General features: G+C 63.1%; 15 protein-coding genes. 11 read left to right on the plus strand and 4 right to left on the minus strand.

Features of this window, described 5'->3' with window-relative positions; all coding sequences use genetic code 11:
- Positions 1-115 precede the first annotated feature (115 nt).
- The 4 genes from dctP (at position 116) to B9A15_RS02880 (ending at position 4,111) form a co-directional block, all read left to right on the plus strand.
- Positions 116-1,123: a TRAP transporter substrate-binding protein DctP gene (dctP, locus tag B9A15_RS02865; RefSeq protein ID WP_084408530.1), complete on the plus strand. Its 1,008-nt coding sequence runs from the start codon at positions 116-118 to the stop codon at positions 1,121-1,123.
- Positions 1,124-1,269: 146 nt separating this feature from the next.
- Positions 1,270-1,833, plus strand: a complete 564-nt coding sequence (locus tag B9A15_RS02870) for a TRAP transporter small permease (protein ID WP_084408531.1) — start codon at positions 1,270-1,272, stop codon at positions 1,831-1,833.
- Complete coding sequence (locus B9A15_RS02875; protein ID WP_084408532.1) at positions 1,830-3,125, plus strand: TRAP transporter large permease; 1,296 nt, start codon at positions 1,830-1,832, stop codon at positions 3,123-3,125. Before B9A15_RS02870 ends, B9A15_RS02875 begins: the two co-directional genes overlap by 4 nt.
- A 44-nt stretch (positions 3,126-3,169) precedes the next feature.
- A complete protein-coding gene (locus B9A15_RS02880; RefSeq protein WP_084408533.1) occupies positions 3,170-4,111 on the plus strand; it encodes a dihydrodipicolinate synthase family protein in 942 nt (313 codons plus the stop codon).
- A 224-nt stretch (positions 4,112-4,335) separates the two neighbouring features.
- Here the strand turns inward: B9A15_RS02880 and B9A15_RS02885 are convergent, their stop codons facing one another.
- The 4 genes from B9A15_RS02885 to B9A15_RS02900 all read right to left on the minus strand — a co-directional run bounded on the left by B9A15_RS02885 (position 4,336) and on the right by B9A15_RS02900 (position 8,252).
- Entirely contained in the window at positions 4,336-5,664 is a 1,329-nt protein-coding gene (locus B9A15_RS02885) for a TRAP transporter large permease (protein ID WP_084408534.1), read from the minus strand.
- A complete protein-coding gene (locus tag B9A15_RS02890) occupies positions 5,661-6,245 on the minus strand; it encodes a TRAP transporter small permease subunit (RefSeq protein WP_084408535.1) in 585 nt (194 codons plus the stop codon). Before B9A15_RS02890 ends, B9A15_RS02885 begins: the two co-directional genes overlap by 4 nt.
- A gap of 82 nt (positions 6,246-6,327) precedes the next feature.
- Positions 6,328-7,350 (minus strand): TRAP transporter substrate-binding protein, encoded by a 1,023-nt coding sequence (locus B9A15_RS02895; protein WP_084408536.1) that lies wholly within the window; start codon positions 7,348-7,350, stop codon positions 6,328-6,330.
- 83 nt (positions 7,351-7,433) lie between these two features.
- Positions 7,434-8,252, minus strand: a complete 819-nt coding sequence (locus B9A15_RS02900; RefSeq protein ID WP_210190469.1) for a GntR family transcriptional regulator — start codon at positions 8,250-8,252, stop codon at positions 7,434-7,436.
- Between the two features lie 130 nt (positions 8,253-8,382).
- Here B9A15_RS02900 and B9A15_RS02905 point away from each other — a divergent pair, with 130 nt between their 5' ends.
- The 7 genes from B9A15_RS02905 to phnN all read left to right on the plus strand — a co-directional run bounded on the left by B9A15_RS02905 (position 8,383) and on the right by phnN (position 15,503).
- Positions 8,383-9,588 (plus strand): mandelate racemase/muconate lactonizing enzyme family protein, encoded by a 1,206-nt coding sequence (locus B9A15_RS02905; protein WP_084408537.1) that lies wholly within the window; start codon positions 8,383-8,385, stop codon positions 9,586-9,588.
- Positions 9,588-10,370 carry an SDR family oxidoreductase gene (locus tag B9A15_RS02910; protein WP_084408538.1) on the plus strand — a complete coding sequence of 261 codons (783 nt, stop codon included), beginning with the start codon at positions 9,588-9,590 and terminating at the stop codon, positions 10,368-10,370. Before B9A15_RS02905 ends, B9A15_RS02910 begins: the two co-directional genes overlap by 1 nt.
- A 40-nt stretch (positions 10,371-10,410) precedes the next feature.
- The gene (locus B9A15_RS02915) at positions 10,411-11,649 is read left to right on the plus strand and encodes an AGE family epimerase/isomerase (protein WP_084408539.1); all 1,239 of its coding nucleotides are present in this window, start codon (positions 10,411-10,413) and stop codon (positions 11,647-11,649) included.
- A 314-nt stretch (positions 11,650-11,963) separates the two neighbouring features.
- The gene (locus tag B9A15_RS02925; RefSeq protein WP_170923144.1) at positions 11,964-12,941 is read left to right on the plus strand and encodes a lysophospholipid acyltransferase family protein; all 978 of its coding nucleotides are present in this window, start codon (positions 11,964-11,966) and stop codon (positions 12,939-12,941) included.
- Between the two features lie 127 nt (positions 12,942-13,068).
- Positions 13,069-13,746, plus strand: coding sequence for a DUF1045 domain-containing protein (locus B9A15_RS02930; RefSeq protein WP_084408542.1), 678 nt, complete (start codon positions 13,069-13,071; stop codon positions 13,744-13,746).
- Position 13,747: 1 nt separating this feature from the next.
- On the plus strand, positions 13,748-14,887 hold the full coding sequence (locus tag B9A15_RS02935; protein WP_084408543.1) for an alpha-D-ribose 1-methylphosphonate 5-triphosphate diphosphatase: 1,140 nt from the start codon (positions 13,748-13,750) through the stop codon (positions 14,885-14,887).
- Positions 14,877-15,503, plus strand: coding sequence for a phosphonate metabolism protein/1,5-bisphosphokinase (PRPP-forming) PhnN (phnN, locus tag B9A15_RS02940; protein ID WP_139798169.1), 627 nt, complete (start codon positions 14,877-14,879; stop codon positions 15,501-15,503). The genes B9A15_RS02935 and phnN overlap by 11 nt, the downstream gene beginning before the upstream one ends.
- Positions 15,504-15,507 lie beyond the last annotated feature (4 nt).

Here is a 15,507-nt window from a genome sequence, read left to right on the forward strand (position 1 = left end):
GGTCTCCGCTTTTCCGATTGATGACATCTTACTAACATGTTAGTTGGAAGTCCAGATGGCGACGACTGCCGGGAGGGCACGCCATCACTGCCAATCGTCTCGGGAGGACCATTTCATGCCCATCACTCGTCGCCTGCTTCTGGCCTGCGGTTTCGCGTTTGCCGGCGCAACGGCCCTTGGCTCCAGCCTCGCTTTCGCTCAGGACAAGGTCACGATCCGGATGTCGACGCCGGCTTCCGAGACGGACCAGCGCACGATCGCGCTCGCCGAGGTCTTCGGACCGGCGGTCGAGGGCTTCGCCGCTTATGAGCCCCATTACAACGCGTCCCTCGTCGCGCAGGGCTCTGAGCTCGAAGCCATCGCCTCCGGCGACCTCGAAATGTCGATCGCCTCGGCTCAGGAACTCGCCACCTTCTTCCCCGAATTCTCGATCTTCACGGCTGGCTATGTCCATCAGAGCGCCGAGCATCAGGTCGCCGTCTTCAATGATCCGTTGATGGATCCGTTCAAGCAGAAGGTCGAAGACGAACTCGGCGTGAAGCTCCTCTCGGTCATGTATCTCGGCAAGCGCCATGTGAATCTGCGCTTTCCGAAATCCGAGCGGAACATTCAGACACCGGACGATCTTTCGGGCGTCAATCTGCGCATGCCCGGCAGCGATGCCTGGCAGTTCCTCGGCCGTGCGCTCGGCGCCAATCCGACGCCGATGGCCTTCACGGAAATCTACACCGCGCTTCAGACCGGCTCGGTCGACGGGCAGGACAACCCGCTGCCGACCGTGGTCGACGCGAAGTTCTACGAGGTGACCAAGCAGGTCGCGCTGACCCAGCATCTGGTCGATCTCAACTATATCGCTTTCTCGAAGGCGGTTTGGGACGAGCTGACTCCGGAACAGCAAGAGACCGTGCAAAAGGCGGCTGACGATGCCGCCGCATCGGCGCGTGAGGCGCAGATCGCCAAGGAAGAGGAACTGGTCGGCTTCCTGCGCGAGCAGGGGCTCGACGTTTACGAGCCGGATCTTGCCGCCTTCCGCGAGCATGTCCAAGCGGCCTATCAGGGTTCGGAATTCGCCCAATCCTGGCCGGAAGGCGTCTTGGAGAAGATCAACGCTCTCGCGAAGTGATCCTGCGGCGCCGGCCTCGCTCGTCCTGTCGCGATGATGGGCGCGAGGCCGGCTCCAAGACGGCCGAGACCCTGGCGCGCTTGCGGTCTCGGCCTCGGTCCCCCTAGCCGCACTTTCCGCATCCTCCAGTTCAACCGGATCCTGCCATGTCGAGAACAGTCGCGACGCTTCGCAGCGCGGCCGAGGCGGTCGCCGCGCTCTTCATGTTTCTGATGTTCGCGACCTTCATCCTGCAGGTCGCCATCCGCTATGGCGCGCGGCTCGACGGCTTCGTCGCGGCCTTCCCCTTTTTCGACCCGACCCATTTCGGCTGGACGCTTGAATTCTGCCTGGCCCTCTGGGTCTGGCTGATCTTCTGGGGCAATGCCTTCGTCGTACGCGACACCGATCACGTCACCTTCGACATCCTGTCGGCGAGCGTCTCCTGGCCGGTCCGACGCATCTTCATCATCGTCACGGGCCTTGCCATTGCCGGCGGGCTGCTTCTGTCCATCGCGCCGACCTGGGATCGCTTCGCCATTTTGAGGCTGAAGCAGACCGCGACCCTCGGCGATCTCTTCGGCGACTGGATCCGCATGCGCGACGTCTATGCGATCTACATTGTCTTTCTCGTTGCCGTGTCGGCGCGCTATCTCTTCGCCGTCTGGCGCGCTTTCCGCCATTCGATGAATGATCCTGATGACCTGCCGGGCGGGGAGGGCGGACGATGAGCCTCGCCTTCCTCCTCTGCATCCTCGTCCTCCTCATCATCGCGGCCCTCGGCGCGCCCGTTGCCTATGCGATCATCATCGCATCCTTCGTCTATCTCTATGCCGCCGGACAGAGCATCGGTATCGCCGGCAAGGTCCTGATGGACGGGCTCTATCAAAGCTTCATCCTGCTCGCCGTGCCACTTTTTATCGTGGCGGCGAACATCATGAATGCCGGTACGGTGTCGGACCGGCTCCTGCGCTTCTGCGTTGCCGTCGTCGGGCGATTTCGCGGCGGTCTCGGCCATGTGAACGTCATGGCCTCGCTCGTCTTTTCCGGCATGTCGGGCTCGGCGGTGGCGGACGCGGCTGGTATCGGCAAGATCATCATCGAGATGATGACGAAGTCCGGCCATTATACGCGCGGTTATGCCGCCGCGATCACGGCTGCTTCCGCCACCATCGGGCCGATCATTCCCCCATCGATCCCGATGGTGCTCTATGCCCTGGTCTCCAATTCCTCGATCGGCTTTCTCTTCCTCGCCGGCATCTTCCCTGGGCTCTTGATGGGCCTCGTCCTGATGGCGATGAATCTCTGGCTGTCCTATCGGCGCAATTTCGCCGTCGAAGAGCCGGTGCCCTTGAAAGAGCTGCCACGCACCACCTTTCGCGCCTTCCCGGCGCTGATGATGCCCATCATTCTTCTTTACGGCATCTATGGCGGGGTCACGACGCCGACCGAGGCGGCGGCGGTCGCGGCCTTCTACGCCCTCATCCTCGCGGCGGTCTTCTATCGAAGCCTCAGCTTCAAGGTGTTCTACAACATCCTCGTCACCAGCGCCCGCTCCTCGGCCGCGGTCGGTCTCGTCATCGGCGGAGCGCTGATCCTCAATTACATCGTCGCCTCGGAGAACGTGCCGGGCCGTGTCGCGGAAGCCCTTGTCGGGCTCGACATTTCGCCGCTCGCCTTCCTGCTTCTCGTCAATCTCCTCATCCTGCTTCTCGGCTGCGTTCTGGATGCCTCGACGATCATTCTCGTCATCATCCCGCTCTTCCTGCCGGCCTGCCGCGAACTCGGCATCGATCTCGTCCATTTCGGCGTCGTCGCCATCGTCAATTGCATGATCGGCCTGATCACGCCGCCCTATGGCATCCTGCTTTTCGTCATCAATGCCGTGACGCGGATCCCGCTGGTCGAGATCATCCGCGAAATCTGGCTTTTCCTTGCGGTCCTGATCTTCGCGCTCCTCCTTCTCATCCTCTTTCCAGGGATCACCCTCTGGCTGCCCCGTCTCTTCGGCTATGCCGGCTGACGGGCCGACATCTCTCAACCGGTTTCTCCCAAGGACTTAAACCCATGGCCTCCGCGATCTCGGGTATCTTTCCCGTCGTCATCACCCCCTTCAACGACGACGACAGCATCGATTTCGACGGCTATGGCCGTCTCCTCGACTGGTACCTCCAGAATGGCGCGCAAGGGCTCTTCGCGGTCTGCCAATCCTCGGAGATGCAGGCCCTGTCGCTCGACGAGCGCGTGGCTCTCGCCCGCTTCACGATGGATCACGTCAAGGGTCGCATTCCCGTCGTCGCATCCGGTCATATCTCGGACAGCCGGGACGATCAGTTGGCGGAATTGACGGCGATCGCCGAGACGGGGGTCGATGCGGTCGTCCTCGTCACCAATAGGCTCGCCGGCAAAGACGATCCGGCGGGAACGCTTCTCACCAACGCCAAGGCGCTGATCGACGCCTTGCCTTCCGATATGCGCTTTGGCCTCTATGAGTGCCCGGCGCCCTATCGCCGGCTCCTGAGCGAGGACGAATTACGCTGGTTCGCCGAGAGCGGGCGCTTTGCCTTTCTCAAGGACGTTTCCTGCGATCTCGATGTGGTCAAACGCCGTTTGGCGATCGTCAAAGGCACGCCGCTTGCCATCAACAACGCTAATGCCGCGATCGCCTATGCCGCTATGCAAGCGGGCGGCGAGGGCTTCTCCGGGGTCATGAACAATTTCCACCCCGATCTCTACAATTGGCTTTACACGCACGGGACGGCCCATCCGCTGCTCGCCGCCGAAGTCGACGAATTCCTGGTGCTGTCGGCCATGAGCGAGGCCATGGGCTATCCCAAGCTCGCCAAGCGCTACCACCGCCGCATCGGCACTTTTGCCAGCGAGCACACGCGGGTCGTGGCTTACGATCTCGAAGAGCGCCATTGGGCGGTCGACGCCGTTCTCGACCAGATCATGGCAGGAGCCGACCGGCTTCGCGGGCGCATCGCGGCGCTAGCCAAGGCCGCGTGAGGCCATGCGGGCCTGCCGTCTTGGTAGGCCTGTTCCCGCTGCCCCTTGGGGGGCGACTATAATGGATGATCCTGCCAAACGGCCTTCCCCATGCCAATCATGAGGAAGGCCGTTTTGGTTGAGAGCGGAATGCGCTCAATCGGATTTGCTGTTTCGCCCAGACGTCGTTGCTTTGGCGGTGTGATGGTGTGCGAAAAGCCCTGAAGCTTTGCGGCACCATGCGTCTATCGCCCGGTGATCCACGGGAAGGCGACGAGAAGACCGACCGCCAGCATTTGCAGGCAGATGAAGGGCAGCAGGGACTTGAAGATGTCGCCGAGCGAGATTTCTGGCGGTGTGACGGACTTCAGATAGAAGGCCGCGGGGCCGAAGGGCGGCGACAGGAACGAGATCTGCATGTTCATGCAGAACAGGACGCCGAACCAGACCGGGTCCATGCCAAGATCGCGGACGATCGGCACGAAGATCGGCATGGTGAGAAGCGCGATGCCCACCCAGTCGAGAAAGGCGCCAAGGACGAAGAGGATCGCCATCATCAACAGGATGATGACCGTCGGATTGTCCGACACGCCGGTGATCATGTCGGAGACGAAGTTGACGCCGCCCATGAGGTTGTAGACGCCGACGATCGCGGTCGCGCCGATGCCGATCCAGACGATCATGCCGACGGTGGCGAGCGTCTGCATCGCCGCATCGCGCATCAGGGCATAGGAAAACTCGCCGCGCAGGATGGTCGACAAGACGACGCCGCCGACGCCGATGGCGGAGGCCTCCGTCACCGAGGCGATGCCGCCATAGATCGAGCCGAGAACGATCACCACCACGAGGATCGGCAAGGCGAGACCTTTGAGCAGCCGCAGCTTTTCGGCGGTCGGGATCGGCTCCTGCTCGGGCTCCGGAACATAGCCGGTTGAGACATAGGCGCGGAAGAGAATATAGGCGACATAGAACATCGCCAGCATGAAACCGGGCAGGAAGGCTGCGGTGAAGAGCTCGCCTATCGAGACATTCGCGGTCAGGCCGTAAATGATGAGCACGATTGAGGGCGGGATCATCGTGCCGAGCGAGCCGCCTGCGCAGACGACGCCGATCGAGAGATTCCGGTCATAGCCGAGCCGCAGCATCTGGGGCAGGGCGATCATGCCGAGAAGCACGATCTCGCCGCCGATGATGCCGCTCATCGCCGCGAGGATGACCGAGACGAAGACGGTCTGGACGGCGACACCGCCGCGAATTCGGCCGGCGAAGAGCTTCATGGCGTCGAAGAGATCGCGCGCGATGCCCGATCGGTCGAGGATCGCCGCCATCAGGACGAACATCGGCACCGAGACGAAGACGAAGTTCATCACGAAAGAATAGACGCGGCTGGTGATCAGCGGGATCGACATCGGGCCGAACCAGCCAAGCGCGAAGATCAGCGCCACGAGCAGCGTGACAAAGGCGAGTGGCATGCCGGTGAGCAGAAGCGCCACCAGCATGAGGAACATCACCAAAGTCCCCCAGCCGATGCCGAGAGACTGAAGGTTGAAGGAGATATCGAGAATCTGGCTCATTTGGCCGACCGATGACTGCCGCGCGCATAGTTGACGGCGAGAATGAGGAACTGGACCACCAGAAGGACCATGACGACGAAGACGAAGATTTTGATGAGGGCCGGGGTCGGCGGGCTCCAGGCGCTGCCCGTGGTCTCCAGCCGGATCGTGCCGGCCGGCGTGACGACGGCGCGCATGACCATGTGCCAGGCCGCATAGGCGAAGAAGCCAGAAGCGATCGCCGAGACGATCGAAATGCCGATATCGGCGATACGGCGCAGCCAGGGCGGGAAGCTGTCATAGAGCAGCACGACGCGGATATGGCTGTTGCGCGAGGTGCAGTAGAGACCGCCGAAGACGAAGGCGAGCCCGCAGAGGAAGACGCTCGTCTCATGCACCCAAATCGTCGGGCTGTCGAAGAAGTAGCGCATGACGACTTCGTAAAGCAGGATGGCCGCCGCGACGACGATGCCGGCGGCGAAGATATAGCCGGCGCGGTCGACCAGCCTTCCCATCAGCCCGGCTTCGGGCGCGGTGCGGCCGGTGCCTTCGCTGGTCGCGGCCAGATCGGTGTCGTCATCGGTGCGGGATGGGTCACTCATGGGGATCGCGCTGGAAAGAGGAAAGGACGGCCGGAAGGCGAAGCGGCCGCACCTTTGAAGGGAGCGGCCGCCTGCAAGCGCTTTACTGAAGGAGGTTCTTTTCCGTCAAATAGGCGGTCAGCGTGTCATAGACCTTCTGGGCCATCGGCGACTGCTGAGCGATGGTCTGCCATTCGGCCTGGCCGAGCTTGCGGAACTTGGCTCGCTCTTCCTCTGACCAGTCGTGAATGGTGATCTTGCCACCCGCCTTGGCTTCCTCGACTGCCTTGAGATCGGCGGCCTTGTTGCCCTCGATCTGGGTCTTCTGGAATTCCTTGACGGTCTCTTCCAGCATCGTCTTGATGTCGTCTGGCAGCGCGTCCCACTTTGCCTGGTTCATCGAGACTTCGACGAGAGGCAGCGAGTGGAAGCCCGGATAGACAGGGTTGGGCGCGATGTCGTTAAGGCCCTGCTGCTGGTTCACCGAGAACACTGAATAATCGGCGGCATCGACGACGCCCTTGTCGAGCGAGGTGTAGACTTCCGCCGAAGGCAGGTTCACGGGCGAGGCGCCGGCGGCCGCGAAGACATTGGCGATCGGGCCTTCCGGCGAGCGCATCTTCAAGCCCTTGAGATCGTCCACGCCATCGAGCGGAACGCGCGAGACGAAAGCTTCGAGACCCGGCGTCGAGACGCCGATGAAATGGAGGCCGTAAGAGCCCAGAAGCTCCTGCATGATCTCCTTGCCGCCGCCATTCTCGACGAAATCGATCATCTGGGCCGGATCGGACCAGGCACCGACCGGATTGGCGATCAGGCCGAAGGCGGGATCCTTGCCGGCCCAATAGGAGCTATCGCAGATCTGGCCGTCGAGAATGCCGGCCGCGACCGCGTCGAGCGTCTCGTTATATTCGACCACCGAACCCACCGGCAGAAGCTCGATCTGAACCTGGCCATTGGAGCGCTCCTTGACGAGGTCGGTCCAGCCTTTCTGATATTCGAAATTCGGGTTGCCGGCCGGATCGGACGACTGAAAGCGGAACGAATAGTCTTGAGCGTTGGCGAAGCCGGCCATGGCGAGTATCGCGACGGCGGCAACGCCTGCGCGAACGAGTTGGTTTTTCATGAGAATCCTCCCTTGGATGAAGTCTTGGGGTTGAAGGCGGCGAACGCTCCCCTGATGAAGCGTTCGCTATAGGGGCCGGCCGCTTATGTCACGGTGGCGGAGGGGTTTTTCGCCTCGCTGCCTTTGACCGGAGCATAGCGGATGTCGAGCCAATGCGGATCGATCCGGCGTTCCAACTCGTCGATCATGTCGATGCCGCAGGCGACCAAAGCCTCGCATGAGTCCCGCGCCGCCCGCTCGTTGCCGGAGAGAACGGCATCCATGATGGCGATGTGGCGCTCGACTGTCCGCGCAAGACCGGTCTCGCCGCTGATCTGCGTCAAATGCAGGTAACCCGTCCGCCGGGCAATGGCATGGAGCGGGCGCAGCGCCCGTTCCAGAAAGCGTTCGCCCGAGGCCTGGATCAACAGCGTATCGAACGATTTGTCGATCTCGTTGAAGCGGTCGACGCTCATCGGCGTCTCGCCGGAGAGCAGCTCCCTGCGCAGATAATGGACCCGCGCCCGCTCGTTCGCCGTCATATTGCGCATCGCCGCTTCGGTCACGAAGCGGATCATGTCGCGGCGCAGGACTGCCAGATGGCGCTCGCGGGCCAGATCGATCGGCGCCACCATCAGCCCGTTGCGAGGCCGGATCTCGAACAGGGTTTCGGCGGCCAGGCGCCGGATCGCCTGATGGACCGGGGTGCGACCCAGCCCGATTCGGCTCTGAATGTCCTGGGTACGAAGGGATGCGCCGGGCGCAAGCTGCATCGAGACGAAGAGTTCCTCGATCCGCTCATAGGCCGTCGTCGTCAGGTCGGCAGCGCGGCCCGCTTCGGGCTCGCCCGATGCGGCCGCAGACGCTTCGTGGCCATTGGTCGTGAGCGTTTTCCGATCCCGTTCTGGCGAAGCAACTTGCAAATCAGGCCCTATCCCCGTATCCGTCCACTGTGATATTTCACGATATGCAAAGGCATGTCAATTGCGTCACGGTTCGCGTGAACCAGTCGGACCAGGCTCGTGAAGGCCGAGAGGCTAGTGGAGGACACCGTTGAAGATCACCGCGCTCGAAACGCTGCGCACCGAGGAATTCTCGAATGTCCTCTGGGTGCGCGTTCACACCGATGAGGGCACGATCGGGCTGGGTGAGACCTTTTATGGCGCGGGCGCCGTCGAGGCGCATATCCACGACACGCTCGCCGGCCGGCTCCTGGGTAAGGATCCGTTACGCATCGAGGCCCATTCGCGTGAACTCGTGAATCTGCCGATGGCGCAGTCTTCGACCGGGGCGGAATACCGCGCGGCCTCCGCCATCGACCTCGCTCTGTGGGATATTTTCGGCAAGGTCTGCGGCCAGCCCGTGCATCAGATGCTGGGCGGCCTGTGCCACGATAAGGTGCCCGTCTATAACACCTGCGCCGGCTACGGCTATGTGCGCTCCAATAAGATCAAGCCGGTCGACACCTGGAATTTCGGGGCCGAGAAGGACGGCCCCTACGAAGACCTCCAGGGCTTCATGACCGATGCCGGTGCCGTCGCCGATAGCCTGCTCGAACAGGGCATCACCGGCATGAAGATCTGGCCGTTCGATCCGCCGGCCATCGCGAATGACGGACGTTTCATCTCCGCCGAAGACATGCGCCGCGCCATCGAGCCTTTCGAGAAGATCCGCAAGCGCGTCGGCGATAAGATGCAGATCATGGTGGAGTTTCACTGCCTGTGGAATCTGCCGACGATCAAACGCATCGCCCGCGAACTCGAAGCCTTCGATCCGACCTGGTACGAAGACCCGATCCGCATGAATTCGGTCTCGGCGCTGAAGGAACTGGCGGCTTCCACGAGCGTGCCGATCTGCGCCTCCGAGACGCTGGGGAGCCGCTTCCCCTACAAGGACATGCTGGAAGCCGGCGCCATCGGCGTCGTCATGACAGACCTCGTCTGGACGGGCGGCCTCACCGAAGGGCGCAAGATCGCGGCGCTCGCCGACACCTATCACCGCCCCTACGCCCCGCATGACTGCACCGGACCGGTCGCCTATGTGGCCGCCGTCCATTCCTCGCTTTCCCAGCCCAACACGATGATCCAGGAGTCCGTCCGGGCCTTCTATACCGGCTGGTACAAGGAACTCGTCACCGAACTGCCGGTGATCGAGAACGGCCATGTCCTGCCCATGCAGGGGCCGGGCCTCGGCACCGAGCTTCTGCCCGCCGTCTTCGAACGGTCCGACCTCACAATCCGCAAATCGGAGCTTTCCTGATGCCTCACGCCACCAAGCCCAATCCCCTTTTCGACCTCACCGGACGGACCGCGCTCGTCACCGGCTCCTCGCGTGGGCTCGGACGGGCGATCGCCGAAGGGCTCGGAGATGCGGGCGCGAAACTCGTCATCAACGGGCGCAAAGCGGATACGTTGAAGCAGGCGGCGGACGAGATGCGCGCCAAGGGCTATGACGTTCTGGAAGCAGTGTTCGACGTCGCACTGGAGAAGGAGGTCGAGGCGGCCTTCGAAAGGTTCGATGCCGAGGGCACCCAAATCGATATCCTGGTCAACAATGCCGGCATCCAGCATCGCCAACCCATGGTCGAATTGAAGCTCGCTGACTGGCAGCGCGTCATCGACACCAATCTGACAGCCTCCTTCCTTCTGGGGCGCGAAGCGGCCAAGCGGATGATTGCGCGCGGCCACGGCAAGGTCATCAATATCGGCTCGCTCACCTCCGAACTCGCCCGGCGCACCGTCATTCCCTATACGGTCGCCAAAGGCGGCGTCCGGCTTCTGACCAAGGGCATGGCGGCCGAATGGGCCGAGCACGGCATTCAGGCCAATGCGATCGGTCCGGGCTATATGGTCACCGACATGAACGAGGCGCTTTTGTCGGACGAAAAGTTCGACGCCTGGGTCAAGTCCCGCACGCCCGCCGGTCGCTGGGGTCAGCCGGACGAACTCGTCGGCGCGGCGGTCTTTTTGGCTTCGCCTGCCTCGAACTATGTCAACGGTCAGATGATCTATGTAGATGGAGGCATGCTCTCGGTCCTCTGAGCGATCGAGGCTCAAACCGCCCCGCAAGGAGATCCCACCCATGACGCCGCCGCTCGCTTCGACCGAAACCGGCTTCTGGCTGGACGATCCGACACATCGGGCCTTTCTGGCGGCGGACGCGCGGCGCCAGCTCGCCTTTTTCGATCGCAGCCTTCGCCAAGACGGCGGTCTGGTCTCGCTCGACTATGAAGGCAAGCCCCTTAAAGGGCCTCAGGAGCTCTTTGCGACGACGCGTCTCGTCCATTCCTATGGTCTCGCGCAGATCGCCGGGCGTCCAGATGCGGCGGGCATTGTCGATCGCGGCATGGACGATCTTTGGACGCGCCATCGCGACAAGGAGCATGGCGGCTATCTTCACGCGGTGGATGGCGAAGAGGTCGTCGACGGCATCAAGCTTGGCTACGGCCATGTCTTCGTGCTTCTGGCGGCGTCGACCGCCAAGCAGCTCGGCCATCCTGACGCCGATCGGCTTTTCGACGACATCGTGGCCGTTCTCGACCGCCATTATTGGGACGAGGCGGTAGGTCTTTTTCGCGACGAGTTCACCCGCGATTGGCAGCCCTTTTCCACCTATCGCGGCATGAACGCCAATATGCACGGCGTCGAGGCCCTGCTCGCGGCCTTCGAGGCGACCGGCGAGCCGATCTTTCTGACGCGCGCCCGGCGAATTCTCGCCTTCTTCATCGATCGGATTGCGCCGCAGGAAGGCTGGCGGATCGCCGAACACTATACGGACGATTGGCGGATCGATCGCGCCTATGAGGGCAATCCGATGTTCCGTCCGGCCGGAACGACCCCGGGCCATTCCTTCGAGATGGCGCGGCTTCACCTTCAGGCCTGGGATCTGGCCGGCCGGCCCGACGACGACAGTGTCGCCAAGGCGCGGCGTCTGGCCGAGACGGCGCTTCTTGCCTGGGACGAGAGGAGGGGCGGCTTCGCCTATACGCTGAACGTCGATGGCACCATTGCCCGCAACGCCCGCTATTGGTGGCCGGTGACGGAGGCAATCGGCGTCGTTGCAGCGCTGATCAAGCTCGACCGCAAGGAGAGCGACGAAGTCTGGTACCGAAAGCTCTGGCGCTTTGCCGATCAGTGCCTCATCGACCATGAGACAGGCGGCTGGTTTCCGGAACTTGGCGAGAACGACCGACCAGCGATGGACCAATTTGCCGGCAAGCCCGATATCTATCATGCGCTTCAGGCCGAACTGTTCCCTCTCGCGGGCGGCATCTCGCGCGCGGCCGAGGCGCTTGCGGTGCAAAAACCCTTGGCCGAATGACATGCCGCTCCGAGACCCGATGTTGGGGAGGGAGGGCGTCATCGACGAAAGCTTCATCGTTCGGGCTACTGGCCGCTCAATGCCATGCCGGGCCGAGGGAAAGCGCATGCAAGGGCTAGGCGTCGTAAGGCAAATTGACGTCATGGAGCCGTCATCAAGGCGAGACGATACCGTCATCCTTTGCGGATAAAAGGGCGGGATATCGTTAGTGGCCCAAAGAAATGGCCGATGTTGCCCGATCCCGGCCGGTCCATCGTTCCGGCGTGAGCGGGGACTGCGGCCGAGGCACCGTCTTCGAAAGACCGATTGATTCCGTGTCCGCGACCGATCCTCTCTCCTCCTCCGCCGCTCCTGACCATGGTCTTCGAACTGGTCTCGCCAAAGATGCCGTTCGCCTGTCCTATGCCGCGACCATCGAGCACAAGTTGATGCGCCGCTTGTGCCTGGCGCTCGAGGCGCTGACCGGCCGGCCGAAGCTCGAACGGCTTTACGAGCGCTATTGCGCCGAGCCCCATGGCGAGGATTTCTTCATCGAGGCGATCGAGCGGATGGGTGTCGAGATCCGCCTGCGGGGGGAGGGTGCCATACCCGCGACCGGCTCGCTCGCGGTCGTTGCCAATCATCCGTTCGGCGCGATGGACGGGATTGCCGTCGGATGCCTCCTCGGTCGCGTACGACCCGATGTGATGGTCATCGCCCATTCGGCGCTCACCCGTGTGCCGGAGCTCGCCGAGCGCCTGTTTCCGATCGATTTCAGCGGCACACGGGAGGCCGAGCGGGGCAACATCAAGAGCCGCACGGCCGCGCTCGCCCATCTGAAATCCGGCGGCTGTCTCGTGGTCTTCCCGGCTGGCGCCGTGATGACGACGCCGCGCCCTTGGGCGCGGGCCGCCGAAGAGCTTCCCTGGGGACCCCTGAGCGCAAGGCTGATCATGCGCTCCGGCGCTGCCGTTCTACCGCTCTATGTGGGTGGGCAGAATTCGCGTCTATTCCAGCTTGCAAGTCATGTGTCGCAATCCTTCCGCTATGCGCTGCTCTTTCATGAGGCGGCCCGCATGATCGGCGGGACAATCGACATGACCCTCGGGCGGTCGATTCCGTTCGAGACGGTCGCGACCTTCCAGGACGCCGTCGCGCTCACGGCTTGGCTGCGCCGCCAAGTCTTTTCGCTTGCGGAGATTGAAACGAACCGGATTGCTGAGGATTCCAGTTTCTTCGGCGATTTCCTGGAAGAGGGTCGTGCCGAAGGCGACGAGCGGGATGGGTTCTCGACCGCTGCGGCTCGTGGTTGAAATCGTGACCCGCTTGGCTTCTCGCGGCGTCTCGATAGATTCATGAAAACTTTGCAAGCGATGCTCTGGCAGGGCGCTCACAAGGGGGATAGACAAGGGCCGATTCTCTGACCGAGGAGGCGGCATCATGCGCGTTGCGATCTATCACACGCCGCCCTACGAACATCCGCTGACCAAGGCGGCGGCCGATTGGCTCGGACGCTGCGCCTTCACCGGTGCGCCGAAGGTTTCGCCCATTGCGCCGGAATTGACGGCATCGGCACGCCGATATGGGTTCCATGCGACGATCCGGGCGCCCTTCCGGCTCGCCGAGGGATGTGATCTCGGCGCGCTCGAAGAGCGTCTGTCGGATCTCTGTGCGAAGGCCGCACCGATCGTTTTCGAGCGTCTCGCACTGGCCGAACTCGGCCAGTTTCTTGCGCTCGTCGCCGAACCGCAGCCCGAGGCGCTTGCACTCCTTCAAAGGCAGATTCTCGAACTCGCCGAGCCTTTCCGCGCCCCTCTCAGCGAGGCGGAGATCGCGCGGCGAAACCCGCAAAAGCTAACGGATCGCCAGCGCCATTATCTGGAGCAATGGGGTTATCCTTACGTGCTGAAAGATTTTCGCTTCCACATGACGCTGACCGAAAGCCTGGAGCCTATCGTCCGCCGGGATGTCTCGGACAAGGCGCGGGCTCATTTCGCCGAGTTTATCGATCGACCTTATCGCCTCGACGCGCTCGCGCTCTTCGTCGAGCCTGCGGCGGGCGCCGATTTCACCATTCGATCGATCCATCCCTTCGGGCAAGCCGCTCGGAAAGGCTGACATGTTGCAGGAAACCGTTCTCACCAACGCCCGCATCGTTCTCAAGGACACGGTGATCGACGGCCATCTGGTCCTGCGCGACGGACGGATCGCGGAGATCGGCAGCGGGTCCGCGCGCGGCGAGGATCAAGGCGGCGATCTTCTCATTCCCGGCCTCGTGGAGCTTCACACCGACCATATCGAGGGCCATTATCTGCCGCGCCCGAAGGTCGTGTGGAACCCGTATGCCGCGCTCCAGGCCCATGATGCCCAGATCGCCGGCTCCGGCATCACCACCGTCTTCGACGCGATCCGCGTCGGCACGGAGGAGGGGATCGCCCTCAACCACGAGACCGCCGCGCAACTGGCCGACGCCATCGCCGAAGCACAGGCGACGGGCCGCCTTCGCGCCGAGCACTTCATTCATCTGCGCTGCGAGGTCTCGGTCGCAGACGCCGTCGAGGGCTTCTCGCAGCTTTCGGGAAATCCGCGTGTCAGGCTCGCTTCGCTGATGGATCACGCGCCGGGCCAGCGCCAATTCGTCGATATCGACACCTATCGCGCCTATCATCAGAAGAAGCGCGGGCTTTCCGACAACGAGTTCGAGCGCTTCATGGCGCGGCGGCGGGCCGAATCGGACGAAAACAGCGCCCGCTCGCGAAAGGGCATCGCCGATCTCTGCCGAGAGAAGGGGATCGTCGTCGCCTCCCATGACGATGCATTCGAATCCCATGTGGAGGAAGCCGTCGTGCTCGGAACCCGGATCGCCGAATTTCCGACGACGAGCATCGCGGCCAGCGCCTCCCGCAAGGCCGGCCTGTCCGTCCTCATGGGCGCGCCGAACATCGTTCGCGGCGGATCCCATTCGGGCAATGTCGCCGCGCTCGATCTCCTCAAGGCCGGCGATCTCGACATTCTGTCCTCCGATTACGTGCCCTTTTCGCTTCTTCAGGCGGCGTTCCACCTGACTGACACCGAGGATGCGGACTTGCCCGCGGCGGTCCGCCTCGTCGCCACCCATCCGGCGCAAGCGGCGGGGTTGGACGATCGCGGGGAGATCGCGATCGACAAGCGAGCCGACCTCGTTCGAGTGGATGCGAGCATGAAGGGGCGCCCACCCATTGTGCGGAGTGTCATGCGGGAGGGGAGGCGTGTCGCCTGAACCGTTTTCGCCCGCCATGGCCGACGGACCGAGAGGCGCGGGACGCGGCGTCGGCCTATTCGTTGCCGTCGTCGGTCCAAGCGGGGCGGGAAAGGATACGCTCATCCGACGCGCCGCAGCGGCTCTCGGCGGCGATCCGGGCGTCGTCTTCGCTCGTCGCATCGTCACGCGGGAAGCCGATCCTGAGGCCGAGGATCATGCAAGCCTTGACCTTATGGCCTTCGAAGCGCGGGAGGCGGCCGGCCGTTTCTGCCTCGCCTGGGGCGCGCATGGGCTGCGCTACGGGCTCGAGCGGGATTTGCTCGCCCATATCGAACGAGGCCGGCTTGTCGTTGCCAATCTGTCGCGCCGTGCGATCGGTCCGGCCGCCCTGGCCTTTCCGCGCCTTGCCATCGCCGAGATCACGGCGCCGCGGGCGGTCCTGATCGAACGGATCGTCGCGCGCGGCCGGGAGACGCGGCCCGAGGCAAAGGCGCGGGCTGCCCGCGAGGCGTCTATCGTTGTGCCGGACGGTCTCGAAGCGCTTCGGCGAATCGACAATGGCGGCGCTCTGGACGAGGCTACGGCCGCCTTTCTCGGCTTTCTCGCAAAATGCCGGGAGACCGGTCTTCGCTGACCGT

The sequence above is a fragment of the Fulvimarina manganoxydans genome, from assembly GCF_900176465.1.
Lineage (GTDB): Bacteria > Pseudomonadota > Alphaproteobacteria > Rhizobiales > Rhizobiaceae > Fulvimarina > Fulvimarina manganoxydans.